Below are 13,348 nucleotides of genomic sequence, written 5' to 3' on the forward strand. Positions count from 1 at the left end.
CCGTGCATCACGAAATATCGCGTTACAAGTTTCATCCAACGGCAACGGCACGGCGATTGCGACACCACAATTGGCCGCCTATGATGCAAGAAAAATTTGGGGGGCGCGAGCTTCTTTGAGGGTTCGTACCATGCACAACAAGCTACCCGTATTCACCGTGCTCCTGCTGTTGACCCTGACCGCAGCGACAACGTTCATTTGCCTGTCTGGCGCCGTTACACCGCGTTATACGGAGTACGGCAGCGGCAAGGCCATCTTCAAGCACTACATCGGCAAACCGATGCAGATGCAGCAGTTGTCGCACGGCCTGAGCCTCGCAAGTTAGCACACACTCGCGCGCATCGGCTAACTTCGGCCGCCTCAATCACCCAGTTTGTCGATGCGACGCCGGTCCCGCTTGGTTGGTCGACCGGCGATCTGCACAGCGGGTTCCTGATATAGCCGACGCCTGTCTGCGTTTTCCTCGCGTTTTAAGCGACTGGTATCCGTCTCTGCATAGAGCGTTTGCGCGACCGAGGCAGGGCCGCGTATCTCAGCCAGCGCCAATACCTCCAACTCCCACTGCTGTTCATGCGCGTGTACCCGCACGCGGTCACCAATCTTCACGTCCTTGGCCGGGCGGACCGGCTGGTCGTTGATCTGCACACGGCCGCGCTCCACGGCGTCGGTCGCCTGCGAGCGCGTCTTGAAGAAGCGCGCCGCCCATAACCACTTGTCGATGCGGACGCGGTCTGCCGCGTCGGTGCTCACTTTCACGCGGCGGCTCCCTTGCTCTGGGCGCGTGTGCGGCTGGCTTCCAGCACATGCGGATGCGTAAGTGTGAGCGGCCAGCCCTGCAGATGCGCCAGTGCGATGTCCGCAATGCCCGCAATCCAAGCCTCGTTGTCGTTCAGGCATGGGATGTAGTGAAAGTCCTTGCCGCCGGCAACACGGAAAGTGGACTGCCCTTCCATGGCGATCTCCTCCAGCGTTTCCAAACAGTCGGCAGGGAAACCCGGACAAAACACGTCGACACGGTTGGTGCCGACGCGGCCAAGCTCTTCCAGCGTGGGCGCGGTGTACGGCTGCAGCCACTCCGCCCGGCCGAAGCGCGACTGGAAGGTGACGAGGTACTGCCCTGGCTGCAAACCAAGCGCCTCGCCCAGCAAGCGGCCGGTCTTCAGGCATTCGCAGTGGTAGGGATCGCCCAGTTCTAGCGTGCGGCGCGGCACGCCATGAAAGGACAGCAGCAGCTTGTCGCCGTGTGCAAAGTCCGGCGCACCGTGCTGCGCCCAGTACGCGCCGACCTGCTGATGCAGCGCGTTGATATAGGCGGGCTCGTCATGGAAATGCTTGACCAGCCGCAGTTCAGGCTGATTGCGCATCTCGCCCAGCACGCGGAAGACTTCGTCGAACGCCGTGGCCGTAGTGGTGCCGGAATACTGCGGATACATCGGCAGTACGAGGATGCGTTCCACGCCCTGCTTGCGCAGCGCTTGCATGACCGACGGAATCGACGGATTGCCGTAGCGCATCGCACAGGCGACCACCACGTCGTGGCCCTGCGCGTTGAGCAACTGCTGCAGCGCATGCGCCTGGCGCTCGCTATAGACGAGCAGCGGCGAGCCCGTCATGTTGGCCTCGCGCAGCCAGATGCTCTCGTACTTGTGCGCCGACGCCCGCGAGCGCAGCGGCAGGATCAGCACGTTGAGGATGAACCACCACGCGGCGCGCGGAATCTCCACCACGCGCGGGTCGGACAGAAATTGACGCAAGTAGCGGCCAACCTCGCGCGGCGAGGTGCCGTCGGGTGTACCGAGGTTGACCAGCAGGATCGCCGTGCGATCGGGCTGACCGTGCTGGAACAGAGGTTCGGGCAAAAAGGGCATGGGACGCGGGTTCGCGGGTGACCCGGCCGATTATACGAGCCGAGTCATGGCGCGTTCCTTATGCCACGGCCACGCCGTCCTTGACTACGCCCACGCAGGGGTTGAGGCCCATCGCATACGCCAGGTCGGCGGGCCGGTCGATGCGCCAGAGCGCGAAGTCGGCCACGCAGCCCGGGGCGAGCACGCCGCAGGTGCCGGACAGGCCGAGCGCAGCGGCCGCATGCCGCGTGGCGCCGGTCAGCGCTTCGAGCGGCGTCAGGCGGAACAGCGTGCACGCCATGTTCATTGCCAGCAGCAGCGATGTGAGCGGCGAGGTGCCCGGGTTGCTGTCGGTCGACACAGCCATCGGTACACCAGCGGCGCGCAGGGCGTCCATCGGCGGGAGGCGCGTCTCGCGCAGGCAATAGAACGCACCAGGCAACAACACAGCCACGGTACCCGCTTGCGCCATGGCGGCGATGCCGGCTTCAGTCAGGCATTCGAGATGGTCGGCAGACAGACCACCGTAGCGCGCGACCAGTGCCGCGCCGCCCTGGTCAGAAAGCTGTTCGGCATGCAGCTTGACGGGCAGGCCCAGGCGCTGCGCCGCGTCGAACATGCGTGCGGTCTGTGCGGGCGAAAAGCCGATGGTTTCGCAGAACGCGTCAACGGCATCGACGAGGCCCTCAGCGGCGAGCGCGGGCAGCACGTCAGCGCAGAGGTAGTCGATGTAGTCATCCGCCCGGCCTGCAAACTCGGGCGGCACGGCGTGTGCGCCCAGGAACGTTGTACGCACGCGTACCGGCAGCGACTGGCCAAAGCGACGTGCGACGCGCAGCATGCGGCGTTCAGTTTCGAGATCGAGACCATAGCCGGATTTGATCTCGACGGTGGTCACCCCCTCGGCGCGCAGCGCGTTCAGGCGCGGCAGGCTGGCCTCGGCGAGCGCGTCAACGCTTGCCGCACGCGTGGCGCGCACGGTGGAGAGGATGCCGCCGCCCGCCCGCGCGATCTCTTCGTACGGCACACCGTTCAGACGCGCCTCGAATTCATTGCTGCGGTTGCCGGCGTAGACGAGGTGCGTGTGGCAGTCGATCAGGCCGGGCGTGAGCCACGCACCGCCGCCGTCGTGCTCACGCGTGGCGCAGGCGTTGGCGGGCAGATCCGCGCGTGCGCCCAGCCAAGCGATGCGGCCGTCCTTGACGGCGATGGCGCCGTCGCGGATCTCGCCGTAGCCATCAGCATCGGCCGCCAGCGTGGCGAGGTGGACGTTGGTCCAGAGTGCATCCCACTGCGTGTCAGCCATGAGCGGTTCCTTGCAGGCCAATGCCATCGGCCACCCGTGCAACCAGGCGGGCGGCGACACGTGCCGTGTGGTTGTCAATGTCGAGCGACGGGTTGAGTTCCGCCACATCCGCCAGCCGCAGCTTGCCGGAGCTCACCACGCGATCGACGATGGGCTCGATCACGTCCATCGACACGCCGCGTGCGGACGGTGCGCTCACGCCGGGGGCGACGCCGGCCGGCAGAACATCCAGGCACATCGTCAGATACACATGGTCGACCTGGCTCAAGAACACCTCTACCACCTGCAGCACATGGGCGAGCTGCATGATGTCCATCTCGTCGTCATGCATCCAGCGCACGCCGAGCTGGCGGGCGCGGGCAAACAACGCCTCGGTGTTGGCGTAGGTGCTCACGCCCAGGCAGGCGTAGTGGAACGGCCAGCCGCGTCGCCCGCAGTCTTCGGCGATCTGGCGGAACGGGGTGCCGGAGCTGCCGCGCTCACCCGCGCGCAGATCGAAATGCGCATCGAGGTTGAGGATGCCGATGCGCGGTGCGTCCTTCGACTTGCCTGCCAGATGCCGCGCCAAGCCGCCGAACGAAGCCCACGCAATCTCATGCCCACCACCCAGCGCGATCGGGAACGCACCGCGGTCGAGCAGATCGTGCAGCACGCCAGACAGCTCGTCCTGCGCCGCTTCCAGCGCATCGCCCTGGCACGTCACGTCGCCCGCATCGACGACCACGCGACCGGCACGCGCCGGCAGGTTGGCGAGCATCTTGCGGATGGCGTTCGGGCCGGCCTGCGCGCCGGTGCGCCCGTGGTTGCGCGCGACACCCGCGTCGCACGCGAAACCCGCCAGCGCAACGGTATTGGCCAGCGGCGCGCCGACACTTTCGGCATCAACGCGGTGGACCGTCTGGTGCCAGCGCAGGCCCAGCGGGCCCTCTTCGGCATCGACGCGGCCCTGCCAGACGGTGGGTTCAGCTTGGACGAGCATGGTCAGGCCAGCGAAAGATCTGCCAGTTGAGCACGGCAGGAATCCGCCAGCTCGCCTTCGAGCACCAGGCGGCGAGCCGCATTGATGTCCGGCGCGAACAGGCGGTCTTCACCGTAGTACGCCACGCGTGCGCGGATGCAGCCATGCGCGTGTTGCAGCGTGTCGGACGTGGCCAGCGGCTTGTGGAAATCAATGCCCTGTGCTGCGGCCAGCGCTTCAATGCCGACGATGGTGGCAGTGTTCTCGGCCATGTCTTGCAAGCGGCGGCCCGCGAAGGTCGCCATGCTGACGTGGTCTTCCTGGTTGGCGGAAGTCGGCAGGCTGTCGACGCTGGCCGGGTGGGCGAACGTCTTGTTTTCCGACGCAAGCGCGGCTGCCGTCACGTGCGCAATCATGAAGCCCGAGTTCAAGCCCGGTTGCTCCACCAGGAACGGCGGCAGGCCCGACAGCGTGGAATCGATCAGCAGTGCGATACGGCGCTCCGACAGCGCACCGATTTCGGCAATCGCCATCGCCAGCATGTCGGCGGCAAACGCCACCGGTTCGGCGTGGAAGTTGCCGCCCGAAATGACTTCGTTGGTGTCGGCGTAGACCAGCGGGTTATCCGTCACGGCGTTGGCTTCGGTGAGCAGCGTGGCGCCGGCCTGACGGATCAGGTCGAAGCACGCGCCCATGACTTGCGGCTGGCAGCGCAGGCTGTACGGGTCTTGCACACGCTTGTCGCCCACGAGGTGCGACTTGCGGATGGCGCTGCCGGCCAGCAGGTTGCGATACACGGCGGCGGTGGCGATTTGGCCACCCTGGCCGCGCACGGCATGCACGCGCGGGTCGAACGGCGCATCGCTGCCCTTGGCGGCGTCCACCGACAGTGCACCGGTCACGGTGGCGGCCTTCAGCAGGCGCTCGGCCAGGAACAGGCCGTTCAGTGCCAGCGCGGTCGACACTTGCGTGCCGTTGATCAGTGCCAGGCCTTCCTTGGCGGCCAGTGCGATCGGCTCGATGCCGGCAGCGGCGAGTGCTTGACGTGCCGGGGTACGCACGCCGTTCACGCGCACATCGCCTTCGCCCAGCAGGGCCAGCGTCATGTGCGCCAGCGGTGCCAGATCGCCCGAGGCGCCCACCGAACCCTTGGACGGAATGCACGGCACGATGCCCGCGTTCAGCAGCGCCAACAGCGTGTCGATCACGACACGGCGCACGCCCGAGTAACCGCGTGCGAGGCTCGCTGCCTTCATCAGCAGCACGAGGCGCGCAACGCGGTCGCTCACGTCTTCGCCGGTGCCCACGGCGTGCGACAGGATCAGGTTACGTTGCAGACGCTCCAGCTCGTGCGTGGGGATCTGCGTCTTGGCTAGCAGGCCGAACCCGGTATTGATACCGTAAGCCGGATCGCCCTTGGCGACGATGGCTTGCACGGTGGCAGCCGATGCCTCAATGGCGGCGGCGCAGTCACCCGACAGTGCGACGGGCGTGGGCGCGAGCCAGACGCGGCGCAGGTCGTCAAAGGACATCGCGCCGGGTTGCAGCGTGATGATGGAGGGCGTGGTCATGGTGTTCATGGTCAAAGCAATTGGATGTTTCATTGTCGCCCCTGCGTGAAAGGGAGTACATCGCAGGAGCACATCGTCTAGTCGTATCAAAATCCCCGCCCGCGCGGGGATGCCGGAATCCGATCCGGGCTTAGCCGATCATCGGCAGGTTCAAACCGTTGCGCTTGGCGCAGGCGATGGCGCTCTCGTAGCCGGCATCCGCGTGACGCATCACGCCCGAGCCGCAGTCGTTGACCAGCACACGGCCGAGGCGCTTGGCAGCGGCGTCGGTGCCGTCAGCCACGATCACCACGCCCGAGTGCTGCGAGTAGCCCATGCCGACGCCGCCACCGTGGTGCAGCGACACCCAGGTCGCGCCGCCGGCCGTGTTGAGCAGCGCGTTGAGCAGCGGCCAATCCGACACGGCGTCGGTGCCGTCGCGCATGGATTCGGTTTCGCGGTTCGGGCTGGCGACGGAGCCGGTGTCGAGGTGATCGCGGCCGATCACGATCGGGGCCTTCAGCTCGCCGTTCTTGACCATCTCGTTGAAGGCCAGGCCAGCCAGGTGACGCTCGCCCAGACCCAGCCAGCAGATACGTGCGGGCAGACCCTGGAAGGCGATACGGTCACGCGCCATGTCGAGCCAGCGATGCACGTGCGTGTTGTGCGGGAAGAGTTCCTTGATCTTGGCGTCGGTCTTGTAGATGTCTTCCGGATCGCCCGACAGCGCCACCCAGCGGAACGGGCCCTTGCCCTCGCAGAACAGCGGACGAATGTAGGCGGGCACGAAGCCTGGGAAGTCGAAGGCATTCTTCACGCCCTGGTCGAACGCGACCTGGCGGATGTTGTTGCCGTAGTCGACGGTCGGGATGCCCATGGCCTGGAAGTCGAGCATGGCTTGCACGTGCACGGCGCACGACTTGGCGGCCTCGTCGGTCAGGCGGGCGTGCTGCGACGGATCGCGTTGCGCAGCACGCCATTGCTCGACCGTCCAGCCAGCCGGCAGGTAGCCGTTGACCAGATCATGTGCCGAGGTCTGGTCGGTCACCAGATCCGGCTTCAGGCCGCCGGCGCGGGCACGCTTGACCAGCTCCGGCAAGATTTCCGCAGCATTGCCCAGCAGGCCGATCGACACGGCTTCGCCGCGCTCGCAATGGTGGCGGATCAGGTTGAAGGCGTCGTCGATGTCCTTGGCTTGCTTGTCGAGGTAACGCGTACGCAGGCGGAAGTCGATGCTCGATTGCTGGCACTCGATGTTCAGCGACACGGCGCCGGCCAGCGTGGCGGCCAGCGGCTGCGCGCCGCCCATGCCGCCCAGGCCGGCGGTCAGGATCCACTTGCCGGCCAGCTTGCCGTCGTAATGTTGGCGGCCGGCTTCGGCGAAGGTTTCGTAGGTGCCTTGGACGATGCCCTGGCTGCCGATGTAGATCCAGCTGCCGGCAGTCATCTGGCCGTACATGAACAGGCCCTTGCGGTCCAGTTCGTTGAAATGCTCCCAGTTTGCCCACTTGGGCACCAGGTTCGAATTGGCGATCAGCACGCGCGGGGCATCCGGGTGCGTCTTGAATACGCCAACCGGCTTGCCGGATTGCACCAGCAGCGATTCGTCGTTGTTCAACTCGCGCAGCGTTTCGAGAATCTTGTCGAAGCAGGCCCAATCACGCGCGGCACGGCCAATGCCGCCGTACACAACGAGGTGCTTGGGGTTCTCGGCTACGTCCGGGTCGAGGTTGTTTTGCAGCATGCGGTAGGCGGCTTCGGTCAGCCAGCTCTTGCAGTGCAGCTCGGTGCCGCGCGGGGCACGGATCTCGCGCGATGCGTCGTAGCGCGGGTCGTTGGTCAGGTGGGCAGCGTTGGTCGGGGCATTCATGTGAGGTCTCCTGCGAACTCCTTGGGTGTGCTGAGCATCTTATGTTGTATATACAACTTAGGCAAGAAAACTTTACAAGCTAAGAGCAAACCCTGATGATGGCTGCAGTCCGCACATCACATCGGCTACCAAGCCGCACCCAAAGTCGACTCCATGTCACAAGATCAGTCCGCCAGCACCCCCGCCTTCCAGCGCATCAAGGAAGACATCCTCACGCGCATCCGCAGCGGCGAATGGCAGGAGGGCGAAATGATTCCGGGGGAGACGACGCTCGCGCAGACCTTCGGCGTATCACGCATGACGGTCAACCGCGCGCTGCGCGAGCTGACTGCCGAGCAGATCCTCACGCGGGTGCAAGGGCTGGGGACATTCGTCGCGCAACAGAAGTACCAGGCGACGCTGGTGGCGATCCGCAACATCGCCGAAGAGATTGCCGCGCGCGGCCATCAGCACCGCGCCGAGCTGCACAAGCTCGAACGCGCACGCGCCAACGAGGCGCTTGCGGCGGCATTCGGGGTGTCAACGGGGCACCTGTTGTTCCACTCGCTGATCGTGCATTTCGAGAGCGACCTGCCGATCCAGGCGGAAGACCGCTGGGTGAATGCCGCGCTCGCCCCCGAGTACATGGAACAGGATTTCACGCAGACCACGCCGAATGCCTACCTGATGCGTGCCGCCCCGCTGCAGGGGGTGGACTACGGCATCGAGGCCCGCCTGCCCCCGCGCGAGATCGCCGAGATGCTGCACATGGATGTGCGCGAGCCGTGCCTGATGCTGCGTCGTAAGACCCTGTCGCAGGGTCAGGTCGCTTCAGTGGCGACCATGTGGCACCCGGGCGGGCGCTATCAGTTCACGGGCAGTTTCTAAAACTCCGAGGCTAGCTGCGCCCCTTCCAGGGCACCACGCGCGCTTCGATGGCGCGCATGGCCAGGTCGAACGCCCACGCGATTGCGCCGATCAGCACGATGCCCATCACCACGAGATCGGTGCGCAGAAAGCTCGATGCATTGAGCACCAACTGCCCGAGGCCGACCGTGGCGGCCACCATCTCTGCGGCCACCAGCGTGGTCCAGCCGAAGCCAATGGCGATGCGCAAGCCGGTCAAGATTTCCGGCAGTGCCGCCGGCAGGATCACGTGCCGCACCACCTGCGTGAAGCTCGCGCCCAGCGCATAGGCGGCGTTGATCTGCTCGCGCGTGGCGCTGCGAACGCCAGCGCGCGCGGCCATGGCAATCGGCGCAAAGCACGCCAGGTAGATGACGACGATCTTGGCGCGCTCATCAATGCCCAGCCAGATGACCACCAGCGGCAAATACGCCAGCGGCGGCAGCGGGCGATAGAACTCGATGGGCGGGTCCAGCAGCCCGCGAGCGGTGCGCGATACACCCATCGCCAGGCCGATCGGTACAGCGGTGACAGCCGCCAACGCAAATGCGCCAAACACACGCAATGCGCTCCAGCCCAGATGGGCGGCCAGTGGCTGACCGCCCTGGATATCGCCGCGCCATGCATCGAGAAAGGCGTGGCCGACTGCCTGTGGCGACGGCAGGAACAGCGGCGGGACCCAATGGAAGGTCGTTGCTGCCCACCACAGCAGCAGCAACGCGCCCACCGAAAGCAGGCTCAACCCCAGCGCACTGCCCTCGCCGGGCAAACGGTAGCCGCGCAGCTTGCGCGGCGGCTGAACGGAAGACGCCGCTGTTTCAACGGGAACACCCTTGAACACTGCTGTTTCGATCGCGCTCATGCGGCCAACTCCTCGGGGGCACGGTGGATCAGCGCCAGCACGCGCTCACGCCAGGCAATGAATTCCGGTGACGATTTCACGGCCCGTGCATCCGCGCCCGCCAGCGCCTGCCTCGAGAACGGCAGATCAAACGTCTGCACAATGCGCCCCGGCGACGGCGACATCACCACCAACCGCGTCGCCAGGAACAGCGCCTCTTCCACGTCGTGCGTGATGAAGAAGACCGTGGTGCCCGTGCGTTGCCAAACATCGAGTACGAGCGTCTGCATGGTCTCGCGCGTGAAGGCGTCGAGCGCGCCCATCGGCTCATCCATCAGCAGCACACGCGGCTCAGTTGCCAGCGCCCGCGCAATACCGACGCGCTGCTGCATGCCACCCGACAAGGCGTACACGGGCGATGCGGCATGCGCTTCCAGGCCAACCAATCGCAGCAGTTCGAGCGCACGTGCGTGCCGCGTCTTGCGATCGACACCGCGTAGCTTGAGACCAAGCGCCACGTTGTCGCGCACGTTCAACCACGGCATCAGCCCGTAACGCTGGAACACCACACCGCGCTCCGCGCCGGGGCCGTCGACTTCGCGTCCGTCGAGCAGGATCTGTCCCGACGTTGGCGCAACGAAGCCGGCCAGGCAATTCAGCAGCGTGGTCTTGCCGCAACCCGAGGCCCCGAGGGCAACAACGAACTCGCCAGCGTTGATCGACAAGTCCACGCCGCCCAAGGCTTGAGTGGTGCGACCGCGCGCATCGGTGTAGTCGACGCGCAGGCCGCGGACTTCAATGCGGCTCATCGCGATGCGGTTGCCACGGCCTTGGCGCCACTGGCCACACGCTGCACGAAGCGCGAATCAATGGTCGCGCCGTAATCCGGCAGCACTGCCTGGATCGTGCCCTGCGTCTTCAGGAACTGCGCGGTCGCCAGCAGCGATTGCGCCGCACCCGACTGCGCACCACCGCCCAGCCAGCGCTTGGAAGCCTGCTCCGCCGCATCCGGGAACGCATACAGCGCCAGGCTTGCCGGCACATCGGCTGCCGTCGCACCCGAGGTCTTGGCCACCGCCGCCACCTGGGGCGACGTCACCGTCCACGCGGCCCTGTTGTCGCGATAGGCAGCATCGGCCTTGGCCAGCACTTCCGTGAACTTGGCGAGGAAGTCCGCATGGTCACGCGCGAACTTGCGGTCGGCCACGAAGCCATCGAACGTTGACTTGCCCGTTGCGGCGGCGATCTTGCCGGAGGTGGTCAACACCGTCCCGTTCTTCTTCACCTTGGCGAGCACCGGGTCCCAGATGAACGCGGCATCCACGTCGCCCCGATCCCACGCGGCGGACAGTTCCTGCGGGCGCAGGTTGACGACCTTCACGTCGCGCGGCTCCAGCCCCGCCTGCTGCAGCGCGACCAGCGCGTGGAAGTGCGAGGTCGACACATACGGCACGCCCAGCGTCTTGCCCTTCAAATCCGCCACGCGCGTCACGCCGCTGCCGTTGCGGGCAACCAGCGCTTCCGCATCATTGATGTTGTCGAGAATCCAGAACAGCGAGAGGTCCACGCCCTGCGACACACCCGCCGCAATCGGGCTCGACCCCGCCTCGCCAATCTGCACAGAGCCCGAGGCGATAGCGCGCACCACATCGGCACCGCTGGCCAGTTGGCGGTAGGTCACCTTGTAGCCAGTGGCGCGTTCGACTTCGCCGGTGGCCTGGGCGTAGCGCCAGGGCAGCACCATGTCCTGATAGGCAATGACGACCTCGCGGTCAGCCGCACGTGCGGGAGTGGTGCCGAGCAAGGCGAGCGAAACGGCCGCAGACAATGCTGCAGCCAGCAAACGGGGGAGAGAAAGACCAGCCATGGAAGACTCCGGCAGAAGAAGAACGCGCACATGCGCCGGAGTCGATTGTGTGAGACGGCAGACCGCGCTGTCGTCGAAGAAAAATGGCTGAGCTTATGCAGCTCGGCCGCAGATCAATATTGGCTGAGCGTGCTGGACAGTAGCTTGGCCGTGATGTCCACGATGGGAATTACGCGCTCGTAGGCCATGCGCATCGGCCCGATCACGCCCAGCGTGCCGACGATCTTGCCGTCCACCTCGTACGGCGCGGTGATGACGGCCATGTCTTCGTGTGGCACGAGGCTGCTCTCGCCTCCGATGAAGATCTGCACGCCCTCGGCGCGGCTCGATACATCCAGCAATTGCAGCAGGCCCGTCTTCTGTTCGAACACGGCAAACAGGCGCCGCAGCTTGTCCATGGACGACGATAGGTCTTCCACATCCAGCAGCTTGCGCTCGCCAGAGATGACCACCGGGTCTTCTTCCGATGCCGCGCTGCTGCCCGCCTCCACCGCCGCCTGCATCAGCGAGGTCATGTCGGCCTGCAACGCAGACAACTCGCCGCGCAGGCGCTCGCGCACGGCGTCGAAGGTCAGGCCGCCGTAGTGTGCGTTGATGTAGTTGGCCGCCTCCACCAGCTGCGACGGGGTGTACGGCGTATCGGTATGGATGATGCGGTTCTGCACGTCGCCCTCGGGCGTGACGACGATCAGCAGGATGCGGTTCTCCGACAACCGCAGGAATTCGATCTGCCGGAACGCGTGCGAGCGGCGCGGCGTCATCACCACGCCCGCAAACTGCGACAGGTTGGACAGCGTCTGCGCCGCCGCCGCAATCACCCGCTGCGACGATTCCGACCCATGCGACGCCAGTTGCGTGCGCACCTGCTCGGCAATCACGCCGGCCATCTGCTGCGCCATGCGGTCATGCGCGCCAAGCACGTCTAGTGGGCTGGCGGTCAGCATGGTGTCGACGAAGAGGCGGTAGCCGCGCGGCGTCGGGATACGTCCGGCGGAGGTGTGCGGGCTGGCGATGAAGCCCATCTCCTCCAGGTCGGACATCACATTGCGAATGGTGGCCGGCGACAGATCGAGCCCCGAATACTTCGACAAGGTGCGCGAGCCCACGGGCTGGCCCTCGGCGATGTACCGTTCGATCAGGGTCTTGAGGAGGATGGTGGCGCGCTTGTCCATGATTCTTCAATTTTACGCAAAATCGACTGCAACCAGCGGGTGACGTTGGCGTTTCTCGCCAAACAACGTCAAACGTAGCGGGGGTCATATCGATATGGTGTAATGCGCGCATGTCGATTCCCCCGTCCGCCGTGGCCTCGAAACCTCCCGCCGCCTCGCCTTTCAAGACCGTCGCACTGGTCGGCCGGTATTCGGCCGCCAACATTGCCGGCCCGCTCATGGAGCTGGCGTCGTGCATTGCCGCGCGCGGGCATGACATCGTGTTCGAGCGCGAAACCGCGCTCAATATCGGTGTGCAGGATTACCCTGCCCTGCCGCCCGAGGAAATGGCCCGCCAGGCCGATGTGGCCGTGGTGCTCGGCGGCGACGGCACGCTGCTCGGCATCGGCCGCCACCTGGCCGGCGCCAGCGTGCCGGTGATCGGCGTCAACCACGGGCGGCTCGGCTTCATGACCGACATCCCGTTCGACGATGTGCATACCGTGCTGCCCGACATGTTGTCCGGCCGCTACGAAGCCGAAACCCGCACGCTGCTGCAGGCCCAGGTCGTGCGCGACGACGAGGTCATCTTCTCCGCCCTGGCCTTCAACGACGTGGTAGTCAACCGCTCGGGCACCTCAGGCATGGTCGAGCTGGCCGTGTCGGTCGACGGCTTCTTTATGTACAACCAGCGTTCGGATGGCTTGATCGTGTCTACGCCCACCGGGTCGACGGCGTATGCGCTGTCCGCCGGTGGGCCGATCCTGCACCCGGCGCTCTCGGGCCTCGTGCTGGTGCCCATCGCACCGCATTCGCTGTCGAATCGGCCGATCGTCATTCCGCAGGATGCGGAGGTGGTCATCCAGGTCACCAGCGGGCGCGACGCGAGCGTCAACTTTGACATGCAGTCGCTCACGTCGCTGCTGCCGGGCGACCGCATCGTGGTGCGCCGCTCGGAGCGCACCGTGCAACTGCTGCACCCGGTCGGCTACAACTACTACGCCACGCTGCGCAAGAAGCTGCACTGGCACGAGTACCCCACCGAAGACAACCGGCTGTAACCCACACACCGT

Annotated in this window: 13 protein-coding genes; 3 read left to right on the forward strand and 10 right to left on the reverse strand. The window is 65.8% G+C overall.

Annotation, left to right across the window (positions count from 1 at the left end; translation table 11 throughout):
* Positions 1-130: 130 nt before the first annotated feature.
* Entirely contained in the window at positions 131-325 is a 195-nt protein-coding gene (locus tag V6657_RS13395) for a hypothetical protein (RefSeq protein WP_048935032.1), read from the forward strand.
* A gap of 35 nt (positions 326-360) precedes the next feature.
* Here V6657_RS13395 and V6657_RS13400 read toward each other — a convergent pair whose 3' ends face one another.
* The 6 genes from V6657_RS13400 to hutU form a co-directional block, all read right to left on the reverse strand.
* Positions 361-756, reverse strand: coding sequence for an RNA-binding S4 domain-containing protein (locus tag V6657_RS13400; RefSeq protein ID WP_048935033.1), 396 nt, complete (start codon positions 754-756; stop codon positions 361-363).
* Entirely contained in the window at positions 753-1,868 is a 1,116-nt protein-coding gene (gene hemH / locus V6657_RS13405) for a ferrochelatase (protein ID WP_048935034.1), read from the reverse strand. The genes V6657_RS13400 and hemH overlap by 4 nt, the downstream gene beginning before the upstream one ends.
* Before the next feature lie 58 nt (positions 1,869-1,926).
* On the reverse strand, positions 1,927-3,153 hold the full coding sequence (hutI, locus tag V6657_RS13410) for an imidazolonepropionase (RefSeq protein WP_048935035.1): 1,227 nt from the start codon (positions 3,151-3,153) through the stop codon (positions 1,927-1,929).
* The gene (gene hutG / locus V6657_RS13415; RefSeq protein ID WP_048935036.1) at positions 3,146-4,132 is read right to left on the reverse strand and encodes a formimidoylglutamase; all 987 of its coding nucleotides are present in this window, start codon (positions 4,130-4,132) and stop codon (positions 3,146-3,148) included. The genes hutI and hutG overlap by 8 nt, the downstream gene beginning before the upstream one ends.
* A 2-nt stretch (positions 4,133-4,134) precedes the next feature.
* Positions 4,135-5,691, reverse strand: a complete 1,557-nt coding sequence (hutH, locus tag V6657_RS13420; RefSeq protein ID WP_048935037.1) for a histidine ammonia-lyase — start codon at positions 5,689-5,691, stop codon at positions 4,135-4,137.
* A gap of 121 nt (positions 5,692-5,812) precedes the next feature.
* On the reverse strand, positions 5,813-7,531 hold the full coding sequence (gene hutU / locus V6657_RS13425) for a urocanate hydratase (RefSeq protein WP_048935038.1): 1,719 nt from the start codon (positions 7,529-7,531) through the stop codon (positions 5,813-5,815).
* A 153-nt stretch (positions 7,532-7,684) separates the two neighbouring features.
* Here hutU and hutC point away from each other — a divergent pair, with 153 nt between their 5' ends.
* Positions 7,685-8,398 carry a histidine utilization repressor gene (gene hutC, locus V6657_RS13430; protein ID WP_048935039.1) on the forward strand — a complete coding sequence of 238 codons (714 nt, stop codon included), beginning with the start codon at positions 7,685-7,687 and terminating at the stop codon, positions 8,396-8,398.
* A gap of 10 nt (positions 8,399-8,408) precedes the next feature.
* On the opposite strand, the gene V6657_RS13435 is transcribed toward hutC, so the two are convergent.
* From V6657_RS13435 to hrcA, 4 genes are all read right to left on the reverse strand, one after another.
* Positions 8,409-9,278, reverse strand: coding sequence for an ABC transporter permease subunit (locus V6657_RS13435; RefSeq protein WP_048935040.1), 870 nt, complete (start codon positions 9,276-9,278; stop codon positions 8,409-8,411).
* Positions 9,275-10,066, reverse strand: coding sequence for an ATP-binding cassette domain-containing protein (locus V6657_RS13440; RefSeq protein ID WP_048935041.1), 792 nt, complete (start codon positions 10,064-10,066; stop codon positions 9,275-9,277). Before V6657_RS13440 ends, V6657_RS13435 begins: the two co-directional genes overlap by 4 nt.
* On the reverse strand, positions 10,063-11,124 hold the full coding sequence (gene tauA, locus V6657_RS13445; protein ID WP_048935042.1) for a taurine ABC transporter substrate-binding protein: 1,062 nt from the start codon (positions 11,122-11,124) through the stop codon (positions 10,063-10,065). Before tauA ends, V6657_RS13440 begins: the two co-directional genes overlap by 4 nt.
* A gap of 113 nt (positions 11,125-11,237) precedes the next feature.
* Entirely contained in the window at positions 11,238-12,296 is a 1,059-nt protein-coding gene (gene hrcA / locus V6657_RS13450; protein WP_048935043.1) for a heat-inducible transcriptional repressor HrcA, read from the reverse strand.
* Positions 12,297-12,406: 110 nt separating this feature from the next.
* Here hrcA and V6657_RS13455 point away from each other — a divergent pair, with 110 nt between their 5' ends.
* Positions 12,407-13,336: an NAD kinase gene (locus tag V6657_RS13455; protein WP_048935044.1), complete on the forward strand. Its 930-nt coding sequence runs from the start codon at positions 12,407-12,409 to the stop codon at positions 13,334-13,336.
* The last annotated feature ends 12 nt before the right edge of the window (positions 13,337-13,348 follow it).

Source organism: Ralstonia sp. RRA, assembly GCF_037023145.1.
Classification (GTDB): Bacteria; Pseudomonadota; Gammaproteobacteria; order Burkholderiales; family Burkholderiaceae; genus Ralstonia.

Coding starts and splice junctions, on each gene's coding strand:
- V6657_RS13395 (WP_048935032.1), top strand. CDS start 131: ATGCACAACAAGCTACCCGTATTCACCGTGCTCCTGCTGTTGACCCTG.
- hemH (WP_048935034.1), bottom strand. CDS start 1,868: ATGCCCTTTTTGCCCGAACCTCTGTTCCAGCACGGTCAGCCCGATCGC.
- hutI (WP_048935035.1), bottom strand. CDS start 3,153: ATGGCTGACACGCAGTGGGATGCACTCTGGACCAACGTCCACCTCGCC.
- hutG (WP_048935036.1), bottom strand. CDS start 4,132: ATGCTCGTCCAAGCTGAACCCACCGTCTGGCAGGGCCGCGTCGATGCC.
- hutH (WP_048935037.1), bottom strand. CDS start 5,691: ATGAACACCATGACCACGCCCTCCATCATCACGCTGCAACCCGGCGCG.
- hutU (WP_048935038.1), bottom strand. CDS start 7,531: ATGAATGCCCCGACCAACGCTGCCCACCTGACCAACGACCCGCGCTAC.
- hutC (WP_048935039.1), top strand. CDS start 7,685: ATGTCACAAGATCAGTCCGCCAGCACCCCCGCCTTCCAGCGCATCAAG.
- V6657_RS13435 (WP_048935040.1), bottom strand. CDS start 9,278: ATGAGCGCGATCGAAACAGCAGTGTTCAAGGGTGTTCCCGTTGAAACA.
- V6657_RS13440 (WP_048935041.1), bottom strand. CDS start 10,066: ATGAGCCGCATTGAAGTCCGCGGCCTGCGCGTCGACTACACCGATGCG.
- tauA (WP_048935042.1), bottom strand. CDS start 11,124: ATGGCTGGTCTTTCTCTCCCCCGTTTGCTGGCTGCAGCATTGTCTGCG.
- hrcA (WP_048935043.1), bottom strand. CDS start 12,296: ATGGACAAGCGCGCCACCATCCTCCTCAAGACCCTGATCGAACGGTAC.
- V6657_RS13455 (WP_048935044.1), top strand. CDS start 12,407: ATGTCGATTCCCCCGTCCGCCGTGGCCTCGAAACCTCCCGCCGCCTCG.